This is a genomic window from Streptomyces sp. NPDC056222 (assembly GCF_042264065.1).
GTDB lineage: Bacteria > Actinomycetota > Actinomycetes > Streptomycetales > Streptomycetaceae > Streptomyces.
In genome coordinates this window covers 1-15,340 of record NZ_JBHJTL010000048.1, presented here as the reverse complement: position 1 = coordinate 15,340, position 15,340 = coordinate 1, and the positions used below count along the sequence as shown (strand labels likewise).

The 15,340-nt window shown below is 73.7% G+C and carries 12 protein-coding genes and 1 riboswitch; of the genes, 3 read left to right on the top strand and 9 right to left on the bottom strand.

Annotated features, from left to right (window positions below):
- Positions 1 to 2 precede the first annotated feature (2 nt).
- Both ACFC0D_RS22280 and ACFC0D_RS22275 read right to left on the bottom strand, forming a co-directional pair.
- Positions 3 to 596 (bottom strand): GNAT family N-acetyltransferase, encoded by a 594-nt coding sequence (locus ACFC0D_RS22280; RefSeq protein WP_376438561.1) that lies wholly within the window; start codon positions 594 to 596, stop codon positions 3 to 5.
- The gene (locus ACFC0D_RS22275; protein ID WP_376438559.1) at positions 583 to 2,787 is read right to left on the bottom strand and encodes a penicillin acylase family protein; all 2,205 of its coding nucleotides are present in this window, start codon (positions 2,785 to 2,787) and stop codon (positions 583 to 585) included. Before ACFC0D_RS22275 ends, ACFC0D_RS22280 begins: the two co-directional genes overlap by 14 nt.
- Positions 2,788 to 2,866: 79 nt before the next feature.
- Here ACFC0D_RS22275 and ACFC0D_RS22270 point away from each other — a divergent pair, with 79 nt between their 5' ends.
- Positions 2,867 to 3,586 carry a siderophore-interacting protein gene (locus tag ACFC0D_RS22270; protein ID WP_376438557.1) on the top strand — a complete coding sequence of 240 codons (720 nt, stop codon included), beginning with the start codon at positions 2,867 to 2,869 and terminating at the stop codon, positions 3,584 to 3,586.
- 304 nt (positions 3,587 to 3,890) lie between these two features.
- Entirely contained in the window at positions 3,891 to 4,874 is a 984-nt protein-coding gene (locus tag ACFC0D_RS22265) for an SCO1860 family LAETG-anchored protein (RefSeq protein WP_376438554.1), read from the top strand.
- A gap of 71 nt (positions 4,875 to 4,945) precedes the next feature.
- On the opposite strand, the gene cobC is transcribed toward ACFC0D_RS22265, so the two are convergent.
- Both cobC and ACFC0D_RS22255 read right to left on the bottom strand, forming a co-directional pair.
- Positions 4,946 to 6,493, bottom strand: coding sequence for an Rv2231c family pyridoxal phosphate-dependent protein CobC (gene cobC / locus ACFC0D_RS22260; protein ID WP_376438551.1), 1,548 nt, complete (start codon positions 6,491 to 6,493; stop codon positions 4,946 to 4,948).
- Entirely contained in the window at positions 6,490 to 7,671 is a 1,182-nt protein-coding gene (locus ACFC0D_RS22255; protein ID WP_376438548.1) for a precorrin-6Y C5,15-methyltransferase (decarboxylating) subunit CbiT, read from the bottom strand. The genes cobC and ACFC0D_RS22255 overlap by 4 nt, the downstream gene beginning before the upstream one ends.
- A 68-nt stretch (positions 7,672 to 7,739) precedes the next feature.
- On the opposite strand from ACFC0D_RS22255, the gene ACFC0D_RS22250 reads away from it, so the two are divergent.
- Positions 7,740 to 8,468: a ZIP family metal transporter gene (locus ACFC0D_RS22250; RefSeq protein ID WP_376438546.1), complete on the top strand. Its 729-nt coding sequence runs from the start codon at positions 7,740 to 7,742 to the stop codon at positions 8,466 to 8,468.
- 2 nt (positions 8,469 to 8,470) lie between these two features.
- Here ACFC0D_RS22250 and ACFC0D_RS22245 read toward each other — a convergent pair whose 3' ends face one another.
- From ACFC0D_RS22245 to ACFC0D_RS22225, 5 genes are read right to left on the bottom strand one after another with little or no spacing between them, the layout of a single operon-like run.
- Positions 8,471 to 9,904, bottom strand: a complete 1,434-nt coding sequence (locus ACFC0D_RS22245) for a cobyrinate a,c-diamide synthase (protein WP_376438543.1) — start codon at positions 9,902 to 9,904, stop codon at positions 8,471 to 8,473.
- Positions 9,898 to 10,506, bottom strand: a complete 609-nt coding sequence (gene cobO, locus ACFC0D_RS22240) for a cob(I)yrinic acid a,c-diamide adenosyltransferase (protein WP_158986079.1) — start codon at positions 10,504 to 10,506, stop codon at positions 9,898 to 9,900. Before cobO ends, ACFC0D_RS22245 begins: the two co-directional genes overlap by 7 nt.
- Positions 10,506 to 12,530 (bottom strand): putative cobaltochelatase, encoded by a 2,025-nt coding sequence (locus ACFC0D_RS22235; protein ID WP_376438539.1) that lies wholly within the window; start codon positions 12,528 to 12,530, stop codon positions 10,506 to 10,508. The genes cobO and ACFC0D_RS22235 overlap by 1 nt, the downstream gene beginning before the upstream one ends.
- 58 nt (positions 12,531 to 12,588) lie before the next feature.
- On the bottom strand, positions 12,589 to 14,097 hold the full coding sequence (locus tag ACFC0D_RS22230) for a cobyric acid synthase (RefSeq protein WP_376438536.1): 1,509 nt from the start codon (positions 14,095 to 14,097) through the stop codon (positions 12,589 to 12,591).
- Complete coding sequence (locus tag ACFC0D_RS22225) at positions 14,094 to 15,056, bottom strand: cobalamin biosynthesis protein (RefSeq protein ID WP_376438533.1); 963 nt, start codon at positions 15,054 to 15,056, stop codon at positions 14,094 to 14,096. Before ACFC0D_RS22225 ends, ACFC0D_RS22230 begins: the two co-directional genes overlap by 4 nt.
- Before the next feature lie 32 nt (positions 15,057 to 15,088).
- Positions 15,089 to 15,233, bottom strand: a riboswitch (cobalamin riboswitch).
- Positions 15,234 to 15,340: the final 107 nt, after the last annotated feature.

Genomic DNA, 15,340 nt, shown 5'->3' with positions numbered 1-15,340 from the left:
CGTCAGCGGGTCAGGAAGGCGAGCCGCGCCTTCTTCTCCGGGATGAAGACCTCCGGGAGGTCCACCTCCGGCAGGACGACCTCGGGGCCCAGCTCGAACCCGGCGCGCACCAGCCGGGCGAGCGCCTTCTCGTTGTCGGCGTCCGGCTCGGCGACGGCGCGCGTGCGGCCGGTCATGGCGAAGTCGTTCAGAGCGACGAACAGCTTGGCGGAGAAGCCGGGTTCGGGGGTGGCGGCCGGAGCGATCAGGATGTGCACCCCGATGTCGCCGGGCTGCACCTCGTAGCACTCGCTGACCCGGTCGGCCTCGGGCTCGTACGTCTGGAAGAGCGCCACCGGCTCGCCGTCGCGGCGGACCAGGAAGCCGTGGTGCGTGGTGAGCGAGTCGAGGTGCGCGTAGATGTCCCGCACCTGGTCGACGGTCGTCCCGCCCATGCCCCAGAACCGGGCGCGGTCCTCGTTGACCCAGCCGTGGATGAGGGCGGCGTCGGCTTCCGGGTCTACGGGGTCGATCCGGACGGTGCCGAAGCCCTCGACGGTCTGGAGGTGGGCCGGCTGTCTGGACTGTGCGGGCTGTCCGGACTCAGTGGTCGTCACGGGGGAACTCCTTGGTGAGGTGGTGCCAGTCGGTGGTGACGGGGGCGAGTTCGCCCCGCAGCCACAGGGGGAGTTGGTCTCGGTGGTGGGCCTCGCCGGCGACGCCGGAGGCGCCGAACGGCACGACCCAGAGGCTGTTGTCGCGGTCGGCGAGGTCCCAGACGTAGCGTGCGGCCGAGGCGCGTCCGCTGCGGTCGGTGAACCCGGGCACGCTGGACGTGGACAGCACGCAGTCGTGGTCGCCGCCCAGGCCCGGCCACTGGGCGTCGGCCGCCTCGGCGTCGGTGTCGGGCAGCGCCTGCCACGGCGCGAGCCGGTGCGTCACGCCCCAGGCGGGCGGCTCCTCCCCGGAGGCGACCTCTTCCAGAGCCGCCCGGACGATCTCCGCGATGTCCGCGGCCGGTACGGGCCCGGCGGCGAGGAGCGTCTCCAGGGCGAAGGCCACGCGCGGCCCGAGCGCGAGCCACGGCTGGAACACCGCGGGATGCGCGGCGGGCTCCCGCAGCGCCGTGAACGCCGGGTGCCCCGCGACCCGCCGCACCACAGCCCCGCGCACGGCGGCGTACAGCCCGGCGTCGACACTCTCCGCGTCCATCCGCCGGTCCCAGTCGAGCAGCCGCGCGCGGACGGCGAGCGCGTCGGGGGAGAGCGGAGCGGACGCGGGGGCGTCGGGGGAGCCCACGGCGCGTACCGCCTCCAGCAGACGCGCCGCCGAGGGATTGTCGGTGTCCGTGTGGACGGAGGTCATCGCCTCCGGGGTCCAGGTCTTCGAGCCGTCGAGCAGCGCGGCGATCCGCTCCGCCCGGTGCCGCGGGGCGAACTCCGCACCCAGCGGGGCCGCGATCCCGCGCGCGTTGGCCATGACGGCGTGGCCCTCGACGTCCGCGCGGGGCGTCGGGGCCTGCTCACCGTCCTGCCAGGCGTGGGCGGCCTCCCAGGCCGGGACGACCCGGAGGGAGTTGGCGCGGTCGCGTACGGGGACGAACCCGGCGACCCGGTGCAGCAGGCCGCCGTCCACGTCCGCCGCCTGGAGGACGTTGACCGGCTCGATCCAGCCGTCGACCGCGCGGTCCACGTCCGCGACGGTACGGGCGGCGAGCAGCGCGGGCAGGACGCCGAAGCCCAGCTCGCCGGTCACCCTCGGCGGGTACCGCAGACTGATCGCCTCCCAGGAGCCGGAGCCGGAGCCGGTGTCGGAGCCGGAGCCGGAGCCGGAGCCGGAGCCGGAGCCGGAGTCCGAGTCCGAGTCCGTACCGCTCCCGTCGCCCGCACCGCTCCCGCCGTCGGCGCCGATGATCACCGGCCCGCGTGCCGTCTCGATCACCTCGATCTCGACCGGTTCCGCGCCCGCGACCTCCACCGTCTCGACGTGTGCCGTCGCCGGTCGCCAGCCCTCCGGGCCGAGGGCCTCGACGCCGCCGTCCGCGGTCCGCCGCAGCCGTTCCCGGTACAGGTCCTGGTAGTCGGCCATCGCGTTGGTGATCGCCCAGGCCACCCGCCCCGCGTGCCCGAAGTGGGGCAGGCCCGGGACGCCCGGCACGGCGAAGCCCACCACGTCGAACTCGGGGCAGGCCAGCCGGATCTGCTGGTAGACCCCGGGCGCCTCGATGAAGCGGTGCGGATCGCCCGCCACGATCGCCGCGCCGCTCGCCGTGCGGTCGCCGGACACCACCCAGCCGTTGGAGCCGGCCGTCCCCGGCCCGTCCGTGGCGAACAGCTCGGTCCACTCCTCGCCGAGCCGGCGCGCGACCTCCTCCCGCCACAGCTTGGTGGGCATCCCCGCGAAGAGGATGTGGGTGGCGAGCCAGACCGCAAGGGGCGTCCAGGGCTCCCAGCGCCCGGGCGTGAGCCCCGTCCGCGCGAACTCGGGTGCTCGGTCGGCGCCTTCCGGCAGGCCCGCGTTGACCCCGTCCACGTATGCCCGCACCCACCGCGCCGTCGCGGCGTCGAGCCGGTCGAAGCAGCGGCGCGCGGTGTCGGCGAGCCGGGCGCGCCGTACGAAGGTGTCCCAGCCGGTCTCACCCGTGCCGAGGAACGAGGCCGTGGTGCCCTGTGCCCGGTGTCGCTCGACCTCCAGCTGCCAGGCGCGGTCCACCGCGGTCACCCGCCCCTGGGCGAAGGACAATTCGTCGGGATCGGCCGCCCGCAGGTGTGGAATGCCCCAGTTGTCCCGGTAGACCTCGACGCTCAATCCGATCCCGATCCCATCCGTGCTTCTTAGGTTAGGCTGACCTAAATTAATCTACAGCTTCGCAGGGGAGGAGAGTGCGGTGGGGCATGGCTGGGAGGGTGTCGTCCTCAAACTGTTCCGGGGTCGGGACTTCACATTCACGGTGACGGGGGCCGAGCAGGTCACCGAGCACTACCGCCGGGTGCACATGACGGACGGCGGACTCCTCGCCGCGGCCGGTGTCCACCCGACGATGTGGGTACGGCTCTGGTTCGAGAACGCGGGCAAGCCGCACCAGCGGGCCTACACCCTGGTCGACCCGGACGCGGAGGCCGGAACCTTCAGTCTGGAGTTCGCCCTCCATGAGGGCGCCGCCAGTGACTGGGCCCGCACCTGCGCCCCCGGCGACACCATCGAGGCGACCCTGCAGGGCACCGGGTTCACCGCCCCCGAGCCGCGCCCCGAGCGGCTGCTCGTGATCGGTGATCCGGCCTCTCTGCCCGCCATCAACTCCCTCCTCGACTCGTCGCCCGACGTTCCGGCCACGCTCTGGTTCGAGACCTCCCACGGCGCCGACGAGGAACTGCCGCTGCGCCTCGACGCCGACCGGCACGACGTCCGCCGGGTGCCGCGCCAGGGCGGCGGCGCGGCGCTCGTCGAGCGCGTGCGGGCCGAGCTGCCGGAGCTGCTCGGGAGCGACCCGTACGTCTGGATCGCCTGCGACACGGCGACCACCCGCACGCTCTCCGCGTACGTACGCAAGGAGCTCGCGCTCCCCAAGGAGCGGGTGCACTCCCTCGGCTACTGGCGCGCCACCTGAGCGAGGCCCCCGGTGGTGCGTCGGGTTGACGATCCGTTACCCGGCGGAGGCGCACCTCGTTGAAGCACTTCCCGTGCGCGCCCCGCGCACTGCGCAACGCGCGGGGCGCACGGGAACGTGTGTGTCGAAAGAATCGAATATGGGCGCGGAAACCCCCCTTTGGAGTGAACTCACGTCAGGTGTCTGTCGGTTCACTCTCAGTGCGTAAAGATTCCGGTGTCTCAAGTCGCCGACGCCGCGCCGACCCCGTGTCCCCGTGGTGAGCGGCCGGCGACGCCATGTCTCCTGTGGGGGTTCCACCATCTTGAACAGCAACACCTTCCGCATGCCCGTACGCCGTACCGCGGCCGCCGTGACCGTCGCCGCCCTGGCCGTCGGGCCGGTGGTCCTGCTCGCCCCCGCGGCACAGGCCACCGGCGGCGAGGGCCGCGCCACCGCCGTCGTCCTGCGGGCCGGTCTCGACGTCTCCCTGCTGAACAAGACGGTGGACGTGCCGCTGCGGACCTCGCTCAACGAGGTCAAGGCGCCGGAGAGCGAGGACAAGACCGCGCTGACCGTGAAGGTGGAGGGCGCCGAGGGCGGCAAGCCGATCAGCATCCTGCGGGCGGACGTCGCCACCTCGAAGGCCACGGTCGACAAGGACAGGGCCGAGGGTCATGTGAACCTGGTCAAGGCGCGGGTCCACGTCCCCGGCATCCGGGCACTCTCCCTGATCGAGGTCCAGAAAGTCACGGCCGACGCCGTCTGCGAGACGGGCAAGAAGCCCGTCGCCGAGGCCAACGTCCTCGGGCACGTGACGGTCTTCGGCAAGAAGACCACCCTGTCGACCGCCGGGCAGACCAAGGTCTCCGTGCCGGGCGTCGGTGACGTGACCCTCGACCTGTCCCGTACGTCCACCACCTCGCGCACCGCGGCCGCGACCGCACTGGAGCTGAAGGTGGAGGTCAACCCGCTGAAGCTGGGTGTGGCCGAGGTCAACGGCGTGGTGACGCTCGCGGAGGCGACCTGCGAGACGCCGAAGGGCACGAAGCCCACCGACGAGCCCACCGACAAGCCGACCGAGAAGCCCACGGAGCAGCCGAGCGAGCAGCCCTCGAAGGAGCCCTCGGCGGAGCCCACCGACGCCGCCGGCGTGAAGACCCAGAACGGCGGATCCGGCCCGGCCGGTCAGAACCTCGCCGCGACCGGCGGCAGCTCGACCACCCCGTACCTGGCGGGCGGCGCCGTCGTTCTGCTCGCCCTGGGCGCCGGCGCCTTCGTCCTGGCACGCAGCCGCGCCCGCGGCTGACCGACCCGAGGGGGGCCTCAGGGGGGACGCGTGCGGAGGGCGGTGGTGACGACACCGCCCTCCCCGCGCGCTCAGCCCGTGATCAGCAGGGCCTGGTCCAGGGCCTGCAGGAAACGGTTCGTCGTGACCCGGTCCCGGACCGCGAGCCGGAGCCAGTTCCGGTCCAGACCCGGGAAGGTGTCGCCGCGCCGCGCCGCGAAGCCCAGGGCCCGCAGCCGCTCCCGCACCTCGTCCGCGCGGTGGACCCGGATCAGGACGAACGGGCCCTCCGCCGCGGCGACCGCCCGGACCTCGTCGAACTCCGCGAGCCCCGCCAGCAGATGCGCGCGCTCCACCCCGATCCGGTGCGCCGCGAACTCCGCCTCCGCGAGCGCCGCCCGCGACATGCAGGCCTCCGCGGCCACCAGCGCCGGAGTGGACACCGGCCACAACGGCTGCGCCGCGGCGAGGGTCTCGATCGTCTCCGGCTGTGCGAGTACGTAGCCGATCCGCAGGCCGGCGAGACCCCAGGTCTTCGTGAGGCTCCGCAGCACCACCAGACCCGGCACGTCCGTCCGCCCGGCCAGCGACTCCTGCTCGCCCGGCACCGCGTCCATGAACGCCTCGTCCACCACCAGCGTCCGGCCGGGGCGCGCCAGCGAAGCGATCGTCTCCGCCGGGTGCAGCACCGACGTCGGGTTCGTCGGGTTCCCGATCACCACCAGGTCCGCGTCGTCCGGAACCGCCGCGGGATCGAGCCGGAAGCCCTCCTCCTCCCGCAGCAGCACCCGGCCCACCACGTGCCCGGCGTCCCGCAGCGCCGCCTCCGGCTCGGTGAACTGCGGATGCACCACGACCGGCCGCCGCACCGGCAGCGCCCGGGCGAGGAGGACGAACGCCTCCGCGGCCCCGGCCGTGAGCAGCACCCGCCCGGCCGGCACGTCGTGGCGCTCGGCGACGGCGGCCCGCGCCGCCCGCCCGTCCGGATAGTGCGCCAGGCCGGTGAGGGAGTCGGCGATCCGCCGGCGCAGCCACTCCGGCGGCGTGTTCGTGCGGACGTTGACCGCGAGGTCGATCAGCTTCTCGTCCCGTACCTCTGCGTCACCGTGGTGACGCAGATCGTGGACGTCAGTGTGCGCGTGGATATCCATGGCCGCCGTCGGGTGGTGAGTGGGGGGTGTACGGGGCTCCGTCTGACCAGCGATGTACCCCTGTCCCTGGGGCAACAACCGTGCGGCGGAGGCATCTTCGTTCGGGCGAAGCGGGAGAGAATGGGCGATAGCACACGTCACACGCCTCGATTTCCGCTTCGGCACGAGAAGTTCGGCCCCAGGACCCGCCGCGAGCAGTGCCGCGGCCTCCGCCACCGACCCCGTCCCCGTCGCCGCCAGCGGAGCCCGGGACGGATGCGGTACGGACACGGCGGCCAGCGCCTCCGCCCCGTACGCCCGCAGGGGCACGCCGAGCCGCCCGGCCGCGCCCACGATCCCCGGCTCCGCGGCCCGTGCCTCCAACGTGGCGAGCACCGTCACGTCCGAACCCGTGAGACCCGCCTCCCGCAGCGCCTCCGCGACCAGATCGAGGACCTCGTCCACCGACACCCCCGAGCGGGCCCCGACCCCCACCGTCGCCCCGCTCACCGCGTACCCCACACCAGGAACACGGGCGCCGCCGGCGCCATCGTCGAGGAGCCGTCCGGCAGAGTGAGCAGCCGCTGGGACTGCAGCAGCACCCCCTCGGCCTCGAAACCGCAGCACGCCAGTGCCGAGCGGACCGCGGCCACCTGCTCCAGAACCGTCACCGCCACCACCACCGCACGCCGAGCACGCCGGGCCGCCGTCAGCACGATCGACCTCAGCTCGCTGCCGCCGGCACCGATGAACACCCCGTCCGGATCGGCCAGATGGGACAGCACCGTCGGCGCCGCGCCGTGCACCGCCCGCACCTCCACGCCGTGCGCGGCCGTGTTCGCCCGGATCCGTTCGACACCGGACGCCGTCTTCTCCACCGCGACCACCGCCGCGCCGAGCCGGGCGCATTCGACCCCGACCGATCCGCAGCCCGTACCGATGTCCCAGATCAGATCCCCGGCCCGCGGCCCGAGCCGCGCGAGCGCCAGCGCCCGCGCCTCGTACGGCAGCACGGACCCGCCGTCGACGCCGTCCGCCCCGAACTCCTCATCCGGCAGCGCCCAGCGGCCCGGCCCCGTCAGCGGCCCCGTCACCACCGGAGGAGGCCCTTCCACCCGCGACTCGTCGAGACACAGAACCAGGCTCACCCCGTCCCAGCTCCGGCACATCGCCTCCGCCGGCTCCACCCGCTCGAACCGCTCACGGAACGGATCGCCCAGCGCCGAGAACACCACCAGCGTCCGCGACGCCACCCGGTGCACCAGCTCAGCGCCCAGCTCCGCCGGGCCCACCCCGGGCCCGGGCAGGACCGCCACCTTGGGATGGGCCCGGCACACGTTCACGGCCCGGTTCAGCGCATGGCCGCGCACCTCCGCGCCGTCCACCACGAAGGCGTCGTCCCACGGCAGACCGAGGCGCGCGAACGCCAGCCCCACCGCCGTCGGCCCGGGCCGCACCTCGAGCTCCGCGGCCCCGAAGCGCTCCTCCAACGTGCGTACCACCCCGAAGAATCCAGGATCTCCCAGCACTCGCACGACCACCCGTGTCCCGCCCCCGGACACATGCTTCTCGACCAGGTCGATTTCCGTGTCCGTCAACTCGTCGCCCCGCACGTCCACCACCAGGGCCGCCTCGCCCGCCCAGGAGCCGGCGTCGGCTCCCGCACTGCTCCCGATCACCGTGATCATGCGACCAGCCTCCCCACGCCGGCCCTTGTGATGTGCGCGAGACGCTCACGATCCGATAGCAAGGGCGCATGGCCGTTCTCGTCGCGCTCGGCGCGTTCCTCATGACGCTCTTCGGCGGCTGGACCGCGCAGCGCGTCACCGACCGGCGTCACCTCGTCCTCGGCCTCGCCGGCGGCCTGATGCTGGGCGTCGTCGGCCTCGACCTGCTGCCCGAGGCCATGGAGGCCTCGGGCGAGAAGGTCTTCGGTGTGCCGCAGGCCCTGCTGCTCTTCGTGGGCGGCTTCCTCCTCGCCCACGTCGTGGAACGTCTCCTTGCGGTCCGTCAGGCCGCGCACGGGGTCGGTGCCGACGAGAGGGTGCCCCAGGTCGGACTCACCGCGGCCACCGCGATGGTGGTCCACAGCCTCATGGACGGCATCGCGCTCGGCGCCGCCTTCCAGGTAGGCGGAGGCATGGGCGCCGCCGTCGCGCTCGCCGTCATCAGCCACGACTTCGCCGACGGGTTCAACACGTACACGATCACCAGCCTGTACGGGAACGCCCGTCGCAAGGCGATCACGATGCTCGTCCTCGACGCACTTGCACCCATCGTCGGCGCCGCGTCCACCCTGCTGTTCACCCTTCCGGAGGAACTGCTCGGCAGCTATCTCGGGTTCTTCGGCGGCGCCCTGCTCTACCTCGCCGCCGCCGAGATCCTTCCCGAGGCCCACCACGAACACCGGGCCCGCTCCACCCTGTTGTGCACGGTGGCGGGTGTGGCCTTCATCTGGCTCGTGGTGGGCTTCTCCGGCGGCTGATCTCACGCGGCGGGGCCGTTCGCGCAGTGGTCCACGAAGCGCACGGCCGCCTCCGGGGCGCCCGCCCAGTGGGTGTGCACATAGCTCGCGTGCACCCCCTGCTGGACGAACCCCTCGACGCGGCGCTCCGGCTGCCGCAGCCCCCAGGCCGCGTTCGCCCCGGCGCCCGGCTCGATCACGGTGCGGTGGAACTCGTGCCCCCGCATCCGCGCCCCGGCCGCCGCGAGCGAACTGTCGCTCACCGCCACGGCGTCCCGGTACCCGAGCGTAAGGCGTGACGACATCCGCGCGTCCGCGTCGAGCACCCCGCACATCGGCGTCCCGTCGAGCGATCGCGCGAGATACAGCAGCCCGGCGCACTCGGCGGCGATCGGCGCCCCGGAGGCGGCGAGCTCGGCGACGGCCTTGCGTAGGGGTTCGTTGGCGGACAGCTCGGACCCGTACATCTCGGGGAATCCGCCACCTATGACGAGCCCGGAGGTCCCGGGGGGCAGCTCTTCGTCGCGCAAGGGATCGAACGTGACGACGTCGGCCCCAGCGGCGGTGAGCAACTCCGTGTGCTCGGCATACGAGAAGGTGAACGCGGCGCCTCCGGCGACGGCAACTACCGGCCGCGTTGTGGGCAACTGTTCCGCTGGGGCGGTGGGGGTACCCCCGGACGAAGTCTGGGGGAGGGTGGGCACAACCCCACCACCGGCGGTCAGCCGCCCCGCGAGGGCAGGATCCCACGCCTCGGCGTGCAACGGCGGCGCCGACCGCGCAAGCGCCATGAGCGCATCCAGGTCGCATCCCTGGAGAACCTGCTCCCCCTGCGCCGCCACGGCGGCGACCGCGGCTGCCTGCCGCTCCGCCACCGGCACAAGCCCCAAGTGCCGCGACGGAGTCGCGACGGCAGGAGCCCGACGCAGCACCCCAAGGACCGGCACCCCCGACCCGCCAAGAGCTTCCCGCAGCAGGTGCTCGTGCCGGTCCGTCGCGACCTTGTTCAGGATCACCCCGCCGATCCGCACCTCCGGATCCCACGACGCGAACCCGTGCACCAGCGCCGCCACCGACCGCGACTGCGACGAGGCGTCCACGACCAGCACCACCGGCGCCTTGAGCAGCTTCGCCACCTGCGCCGTGGACGCCAGCTCGCCCTGGTCGGCCGCACCGTCGTACAGACCCATGACGCCCTCGACGACCGCCAGGTCGCAGCCGCGCGCCCCGTGCTCGAAGAGCGGCGCGATCAGCCCCGTACCGCACATGTACGCGTCGAGGTTGCGGCCCGGCCGGCCGGTGGCAAGGGCGTGGTAGCCGGGGTCGATGTAGTCCGGGCCGACCTTGTGCGGCGATACCGCAAGGCCACGGCCGGCGAACGCGGCCATCAGGCCGGTCGCGACCGTGGTCTTGCCCGCGCCGGAGGACGGCGCGGCGATGACGAGACGTGCTACCACTCGATGCCCCGCTGGCCCTTCTGACCGGCGTCCATCGGGTGCTTGACCTTGGACATGTCGGTGACGAGATCGGCGAAGTCGACCAGCTCCTGCGGCGCGTTGCGGCCGGTGATGACGACGTGCTGGTGCCCGGGCCGGTCGCGCAGGACCTCGACGACCTCCTTGGTGTCGATCCAGCCCCAGTGCAGCAGGTAGGCGAACTCGTCGAGGACGTAGAACTTGTACTTCTCCTCGGCGAGGTCGCGCTTGACCTGCTCCCAGCCCTCGCGCGCCTTGTCCTCGTGGGACTGCTCGCCCTCGGCGACCTCGCGCTGGATCCAGGACCAGCCCTCGCCCATCTTGTTCCAGGTGACGGTGCCGCCCTTGCCGGTCTCGCCGAGCGCCTTGAGGGCGTTCTCCTCGCCGACCTTCCACTTGGCGGACTTGACGAACTGGAACACCCCGATCGGCCAGCCCTGGTTCCAGGCGCGCAGCGCCATGCCGAAGGCTGCGGTCGACTTCCCCTTGCCGACGCCCGTGTGCACCATCACCAGCGCACGGTTGCGGCGCTGACGGGTGGTGAGACCGTCGTCGGGAACGACGGTCGGCTGTCCCTGCGGCATTACGCGGCCCTCCTGGTTGTCTGTCCTGCCTGTACGTCTCTGACGAGCCCGGCGATCGAGTCGGCGCGCAGCTCGTCCAAGGTCACGGCGGTGCCGCCCAGTTCGCGGGCGAGCTCTCCGGCGAGCCCGAGCCGTACGGGCCCGGTCTCGCAGTCCACGACGACGGCCGCGGTGCCCTCGGAGGCGTGCAGCCGCGCCGCGCGGGCGGCGAGCGCCACCGGGTCCGCGCCGCCGCCGGTCGCCCGGCCGTCGGTCACGACGACGAGCAGCGGGCGGCGCGACGGGTCGCGGAGCCGCTCGACGCGCAGCACGTCATGGGCCTTGAGGAGCCCCGCCGACAGGGGCGTGCGGCCGCCCGTCGGGAGCTGTTCCAGCCGCGCGGCGGCCGCGTCCACGGACGAGGTCGGCGGCAGCGCCACTTCGGCGTCCCGTCCCCGGAAGGTGACCAGGCCGACCTTGTCGCGCCGCTGGTAGGCGTCGAGCAGCAGCGAGAGCACGGCGCCCTTGACGGCGCTCATCCGCTGCCGCGCCGCCATCGAGCCGGAGGCGTCCACGGCGAAGAGCACGAGGTTGCCCTCGCGGCCCTCGCGGGTCGCCTGCCGCAGATCGTCCCGGCGGACCACGAGGCCGGGACCGGTCCGTCCGCGGGCCTTCTGGTGCGGGGCGGCGGCGTGCACGGTCGCGGCCAGGTGGAGCTTGGTCAGCGCGCCCCGGGGCCGTACGGAACCGGTGGTCCTGCCGTGCTCGGTACGGGCCCGTGAGCGGCGCCCGGCCGCCCCCTCGCCGAGTCCGGGCACGCTGAGCATCTTCGTACGGAAGGGTTCGGCGGCCTTGACGGCGGCGCGCTCACCGGCGCCGCCGCCCCCGCCCGGAGCGGGTGCGGGAGCCTCGTCCGAACCCGCGTCCTCGGGCGTGCTGTTGTCGGGGCCTTCGCTCTGGGGCGGCACACCGCCGCCGGGACCACCGCCGGGTCCGCCGTCGGGACCGGGGTCGGGGTCGTCGTCCCCGTCCTCGCCCTTGAACTGCTCCAGCGTCTCGTCGAGCTTGTCCTCGTCCAGCCCCGGCGCGTCGAAGGGGTTCCGCCGTCTGCGGTGGGGGAGGGCGAGCAGCGCGGCCTGCCGTACGTCCTCGGAGGTCACCTCCGTGCGTCCCGCCCATGCGGCGAGCGCCGTCGCCGTCCGGGCCATCACGATGTCCGCGCGCATTCCGTCGACCTCGAACGCGGCGCAGGTCGCGGCGATCTGGAGCAGGGCCGCGTCGCCGAGCGCGACGCTCGGCAGCAGCTCGCGTGCGGCGACGACGCGGTCCCGCAGCGCGGTCTCCTCGTCGGCCCAGCGGGCGGCGAAGGCGGCCGGGTCGTCGTCGAACGCGAGCCGGCGGCGCACGACCTCGACCCGCTGCTCGGGCTCGCGGGAGGCGGCGACCTCGACGGTGAGACCGAAGCGGTCCAGCAACTGCGGCCGCAGTTCGCCCTCTTCGGGGTTCATCGTGCCGACGAGCAGGAAGCGGGCCGCGTGCCGTACGGAGACGCCTTCGCGCTCGACGTACGAGGAGCCCATGGCGGCGGCGTCGAGGAGCAGGTCGATCAGGTGGTCGTGGAGGAGGTTGACCTCGTCGACGTAGAGGATCCCCCGGTGCGCGTCCGCGAGGAGCCCGGGCTCGAAGGCCTTCACGCCCTCGGCGAGCGCCCGCTCGATGTCCAGCGCACCGACGAGCCGGTCCTCGGACGCGCCGACGGGCAGCTCGACCATCCGCGCGGGGCGGGCGGCGCCGGGCGTCTCGGTGTGCGGCCCGTCCGGGCACTGCGGGTCGGGCGCGCCCGGGTCGCAGCTGAACCGGCACCCGGCGACCACCGCCACCGACGGCAGCAGGTCCGCGAGCGCCCGCACGGCGGTCGACTTGGCGGTCCCCTTCTCGCCGCGTACGAGGACACCGCCCACCGCCGGGCTCACCGCGTTCAGGAGCAGCGCAAGCCGCAGGTCGTCCATGCCGACGACGGCGGTGAACGGATACCGGGTGCTCATCGGGTGGTCACTCCTTCAAGGTCGAGTCGCTGACGTTCGCTCATGTGCGGGCCCGGCCTCACGGCGCACCCGGCGGGATGAACGGCAGCCCGTTCGGCGGGCCGTTCTCGATCAGGCGCAGCAGCGCGTCCGTGTCCGCGTGTTCCTCGATCAGGTCGCCGAGACGGTCCAGCTGCTCCTCGCGGAGCGCGCCGAACGACGTGTCGGGGGCCGGGACGAAGCGCCGGCCGGACGCCGCCGCCACCTCCCGCAGGAACGCCCGGCGGAAGCCGTCGCTCTCCAGGGAGCCGTGCCAGTGCGTGCCCCACACCGCGCCTACCCGGCATCCGTCAAGGAACGGTTCGCCGCCCCGCACGTCCGCGACGCCGTGGTGGATCTCGTACCCCTCGACGGGCTCGCCCAGCGCCTCGCCGACCGGCCGCGCCAGTGTCTTCCCGGGCGCGAACCGGACGTGTACGGGCAGCAGTCCGAGCCCGTCGACGGTGCCGGCCTTCGACTCGACGTCGTCCTCGATCCGCTCGCCGAGCGCCTGGAAGCCGCCGCAGATGCCGAGCACCGGCCGGCCCTCCGCCGCCCGCCGGGCGATCGCGTCCGCCAGGCCGCGCTCGCGCAGCCAGGTCAGCGCCTTGACCGTTCCGCGCGTGCCCGGCACGACCACCAGGTCCGCGTCGACGAGCTCCTCGGCGCGGTCGACGAACCGCACGACCACGCCCGGTTCGGCCGCCAGCGCGTCCACGTCGGTGAAGTTGGACATCAGCGGCACGGCGCAGACCGCGACCCGCAGCACGTCCTCGCCGACCGGCGGCGCGACGACCGACTCGCGGACCGTGCCCCGCAGCGAGACCCGCAGGCCGTCCTCCTCGTCGATGCCGAGCCCGTGCGCGTACGGCAGCACACCGAAGGTGCGGCGCCCGGTCAGCCCGAGCAGCATGTCGAGGCCCGGCTCGAGCAGGGTCACGTCGCCCCGGAACTTGTTCACGAGATAGCCCGCGATCAGCTTCTGGTCCTCCGGCGCGAGCAGCGCCGTCGTGCCGAAGAACTGGGCGAACACCCCGCCCCTGTCGATGTCGCCGACCACCAGCACCGGCAGCCGCGCCGCCCGTGCGATGCCCATGTTCACGATGTCCGTACGCCGCAGGTTGATCTCGGCCGGACTGCCCGCCCCCTCGCAGATCACGGCGTCATACGTGCCCCGCAGCTCCTCCAGGCACGCCAGGACGGGCTCGAAGAGCTCCTTCTGCCGGCCGCCGTGGTAGCCCCTGGCGCTCAGCTCTCCCACGGGCTTGCCCATCAGGACGACCTGACTGGAGCGGTCGCTGCCCGGCTTCAGCAGCACGGGGTTCATCAGCGCGGTCGGCTCCACGCGCGCCGCCTGTGCCTGCATGGCCTGCGCGCGGCCGATCTCCGCGCCCTCCCTCGTCACGAAGGAGTTCAACGACATGTTCTGGCCCTTGAACGGGGCGACCTTCACGCCCTGCCGGACCAGCCAGCGGCAGATGCCCGCCGTGACGACGCTCTTGCCCGCGTCGGACGTGGTCCCCGCGACCAGCAGCCCCCCGCCTCTCATGCCTTCCTCCGCTTCATCGCGCCCGCCACGATCCGTCCACCCACACACACCGCAAGCGTCAGCGCGGTCACCCGGCGCGAGAGCCGCACCGCCCGCTCGATGTCCCCGACCTCCACGGCCCGGCCCTCCCCGTTCAGCACCGGCCGGTGCTCGACCCGTCCGCCGTACGAGAGCGTCCCGCCGAGCCGTACGCCGAGCGCCCCCGCGAAGGACGCCTCCACCGGACCGGCGTTGGGGCTCGGATGCCTGGCCGCGTCCTGCCGCCAGGCCTTCGCCGCCCCCTTCGGGTCGCCACCCGCCACCGTCGCGAGCGCGGCCGTCAGCCGGGCGCCCGGCCAGCCGGCGACGTCGTCGAGCCGGGCCGAGGCCCAGCCGAAGCGCCGGTACGTCGGGGACCTGTGGCCGACCATCGCGTCCAGGGTGTTCACGGCCCGGAAGCCGACCAGGCCGGGAACGCCCGCGACGGCGCCCCAGACCAGGGCGCCCACGACGGCGTCGGAGGTGTTCTCGGCGACGGACTCCACCACCGCGCGGGCCATCGCGGGACCGTCCAGCGACTGCGGATCGCGCCCCACCAGATGCGGCATCCGCTCGCGGGCCACCTCCAGGTCCCCGGCCGCCAGGGCCCCGCCGATGGCGCGGGCCTCCCGGCCCAGGGTCGTGCCGCCGACGACGGCCCAGACGGAGGCGGCGGTCAGGGCGGCGGCGGCTCCGGGGCGGTCGCGTACGGCACGCGCGGCCAGCGCCGCGATCGCCGTGGCGCCGCCGGCGCAGACGGCGGTGTGCAGCGCGCCCCACCCGCGGTGGTCGCGCCGGAGAAGCTTCTCGACGGAGCCGGCGGCGCGCCCGAACACGGCGACCGGATGGCCGCGGCGGGGGTCGCCGATGATCAGGTCCGCGGCCAGACCGGCGGCGGCGCCGTACGCGAATACACCTGTGGCTGCACTGCGGCCGGGCATGGCGCTGTGTCCTCACTCAGGGTCCGCGCCCTGGCTCGACGTGACCGGCGGTGAGAGTTCCTGGCTCCCGGGGATCGACTCCCCGGTCACAGTGGCGGGACCGCGCCGGATTCGCACCGGACTTCCTCTGTTGCCGCCGTAATGGCCCCGGAAGTGCACCACGCTGTGCGAACACCCGTCAACTCACCTTTGACCTGCGGCGGGACAGTGTGCGAAGCACCACAGGAACGCCGGACGGGGGGGGGGGGCCCCCCGGGGGGGGCCCCCCCCCGCCGCGCCCGGGC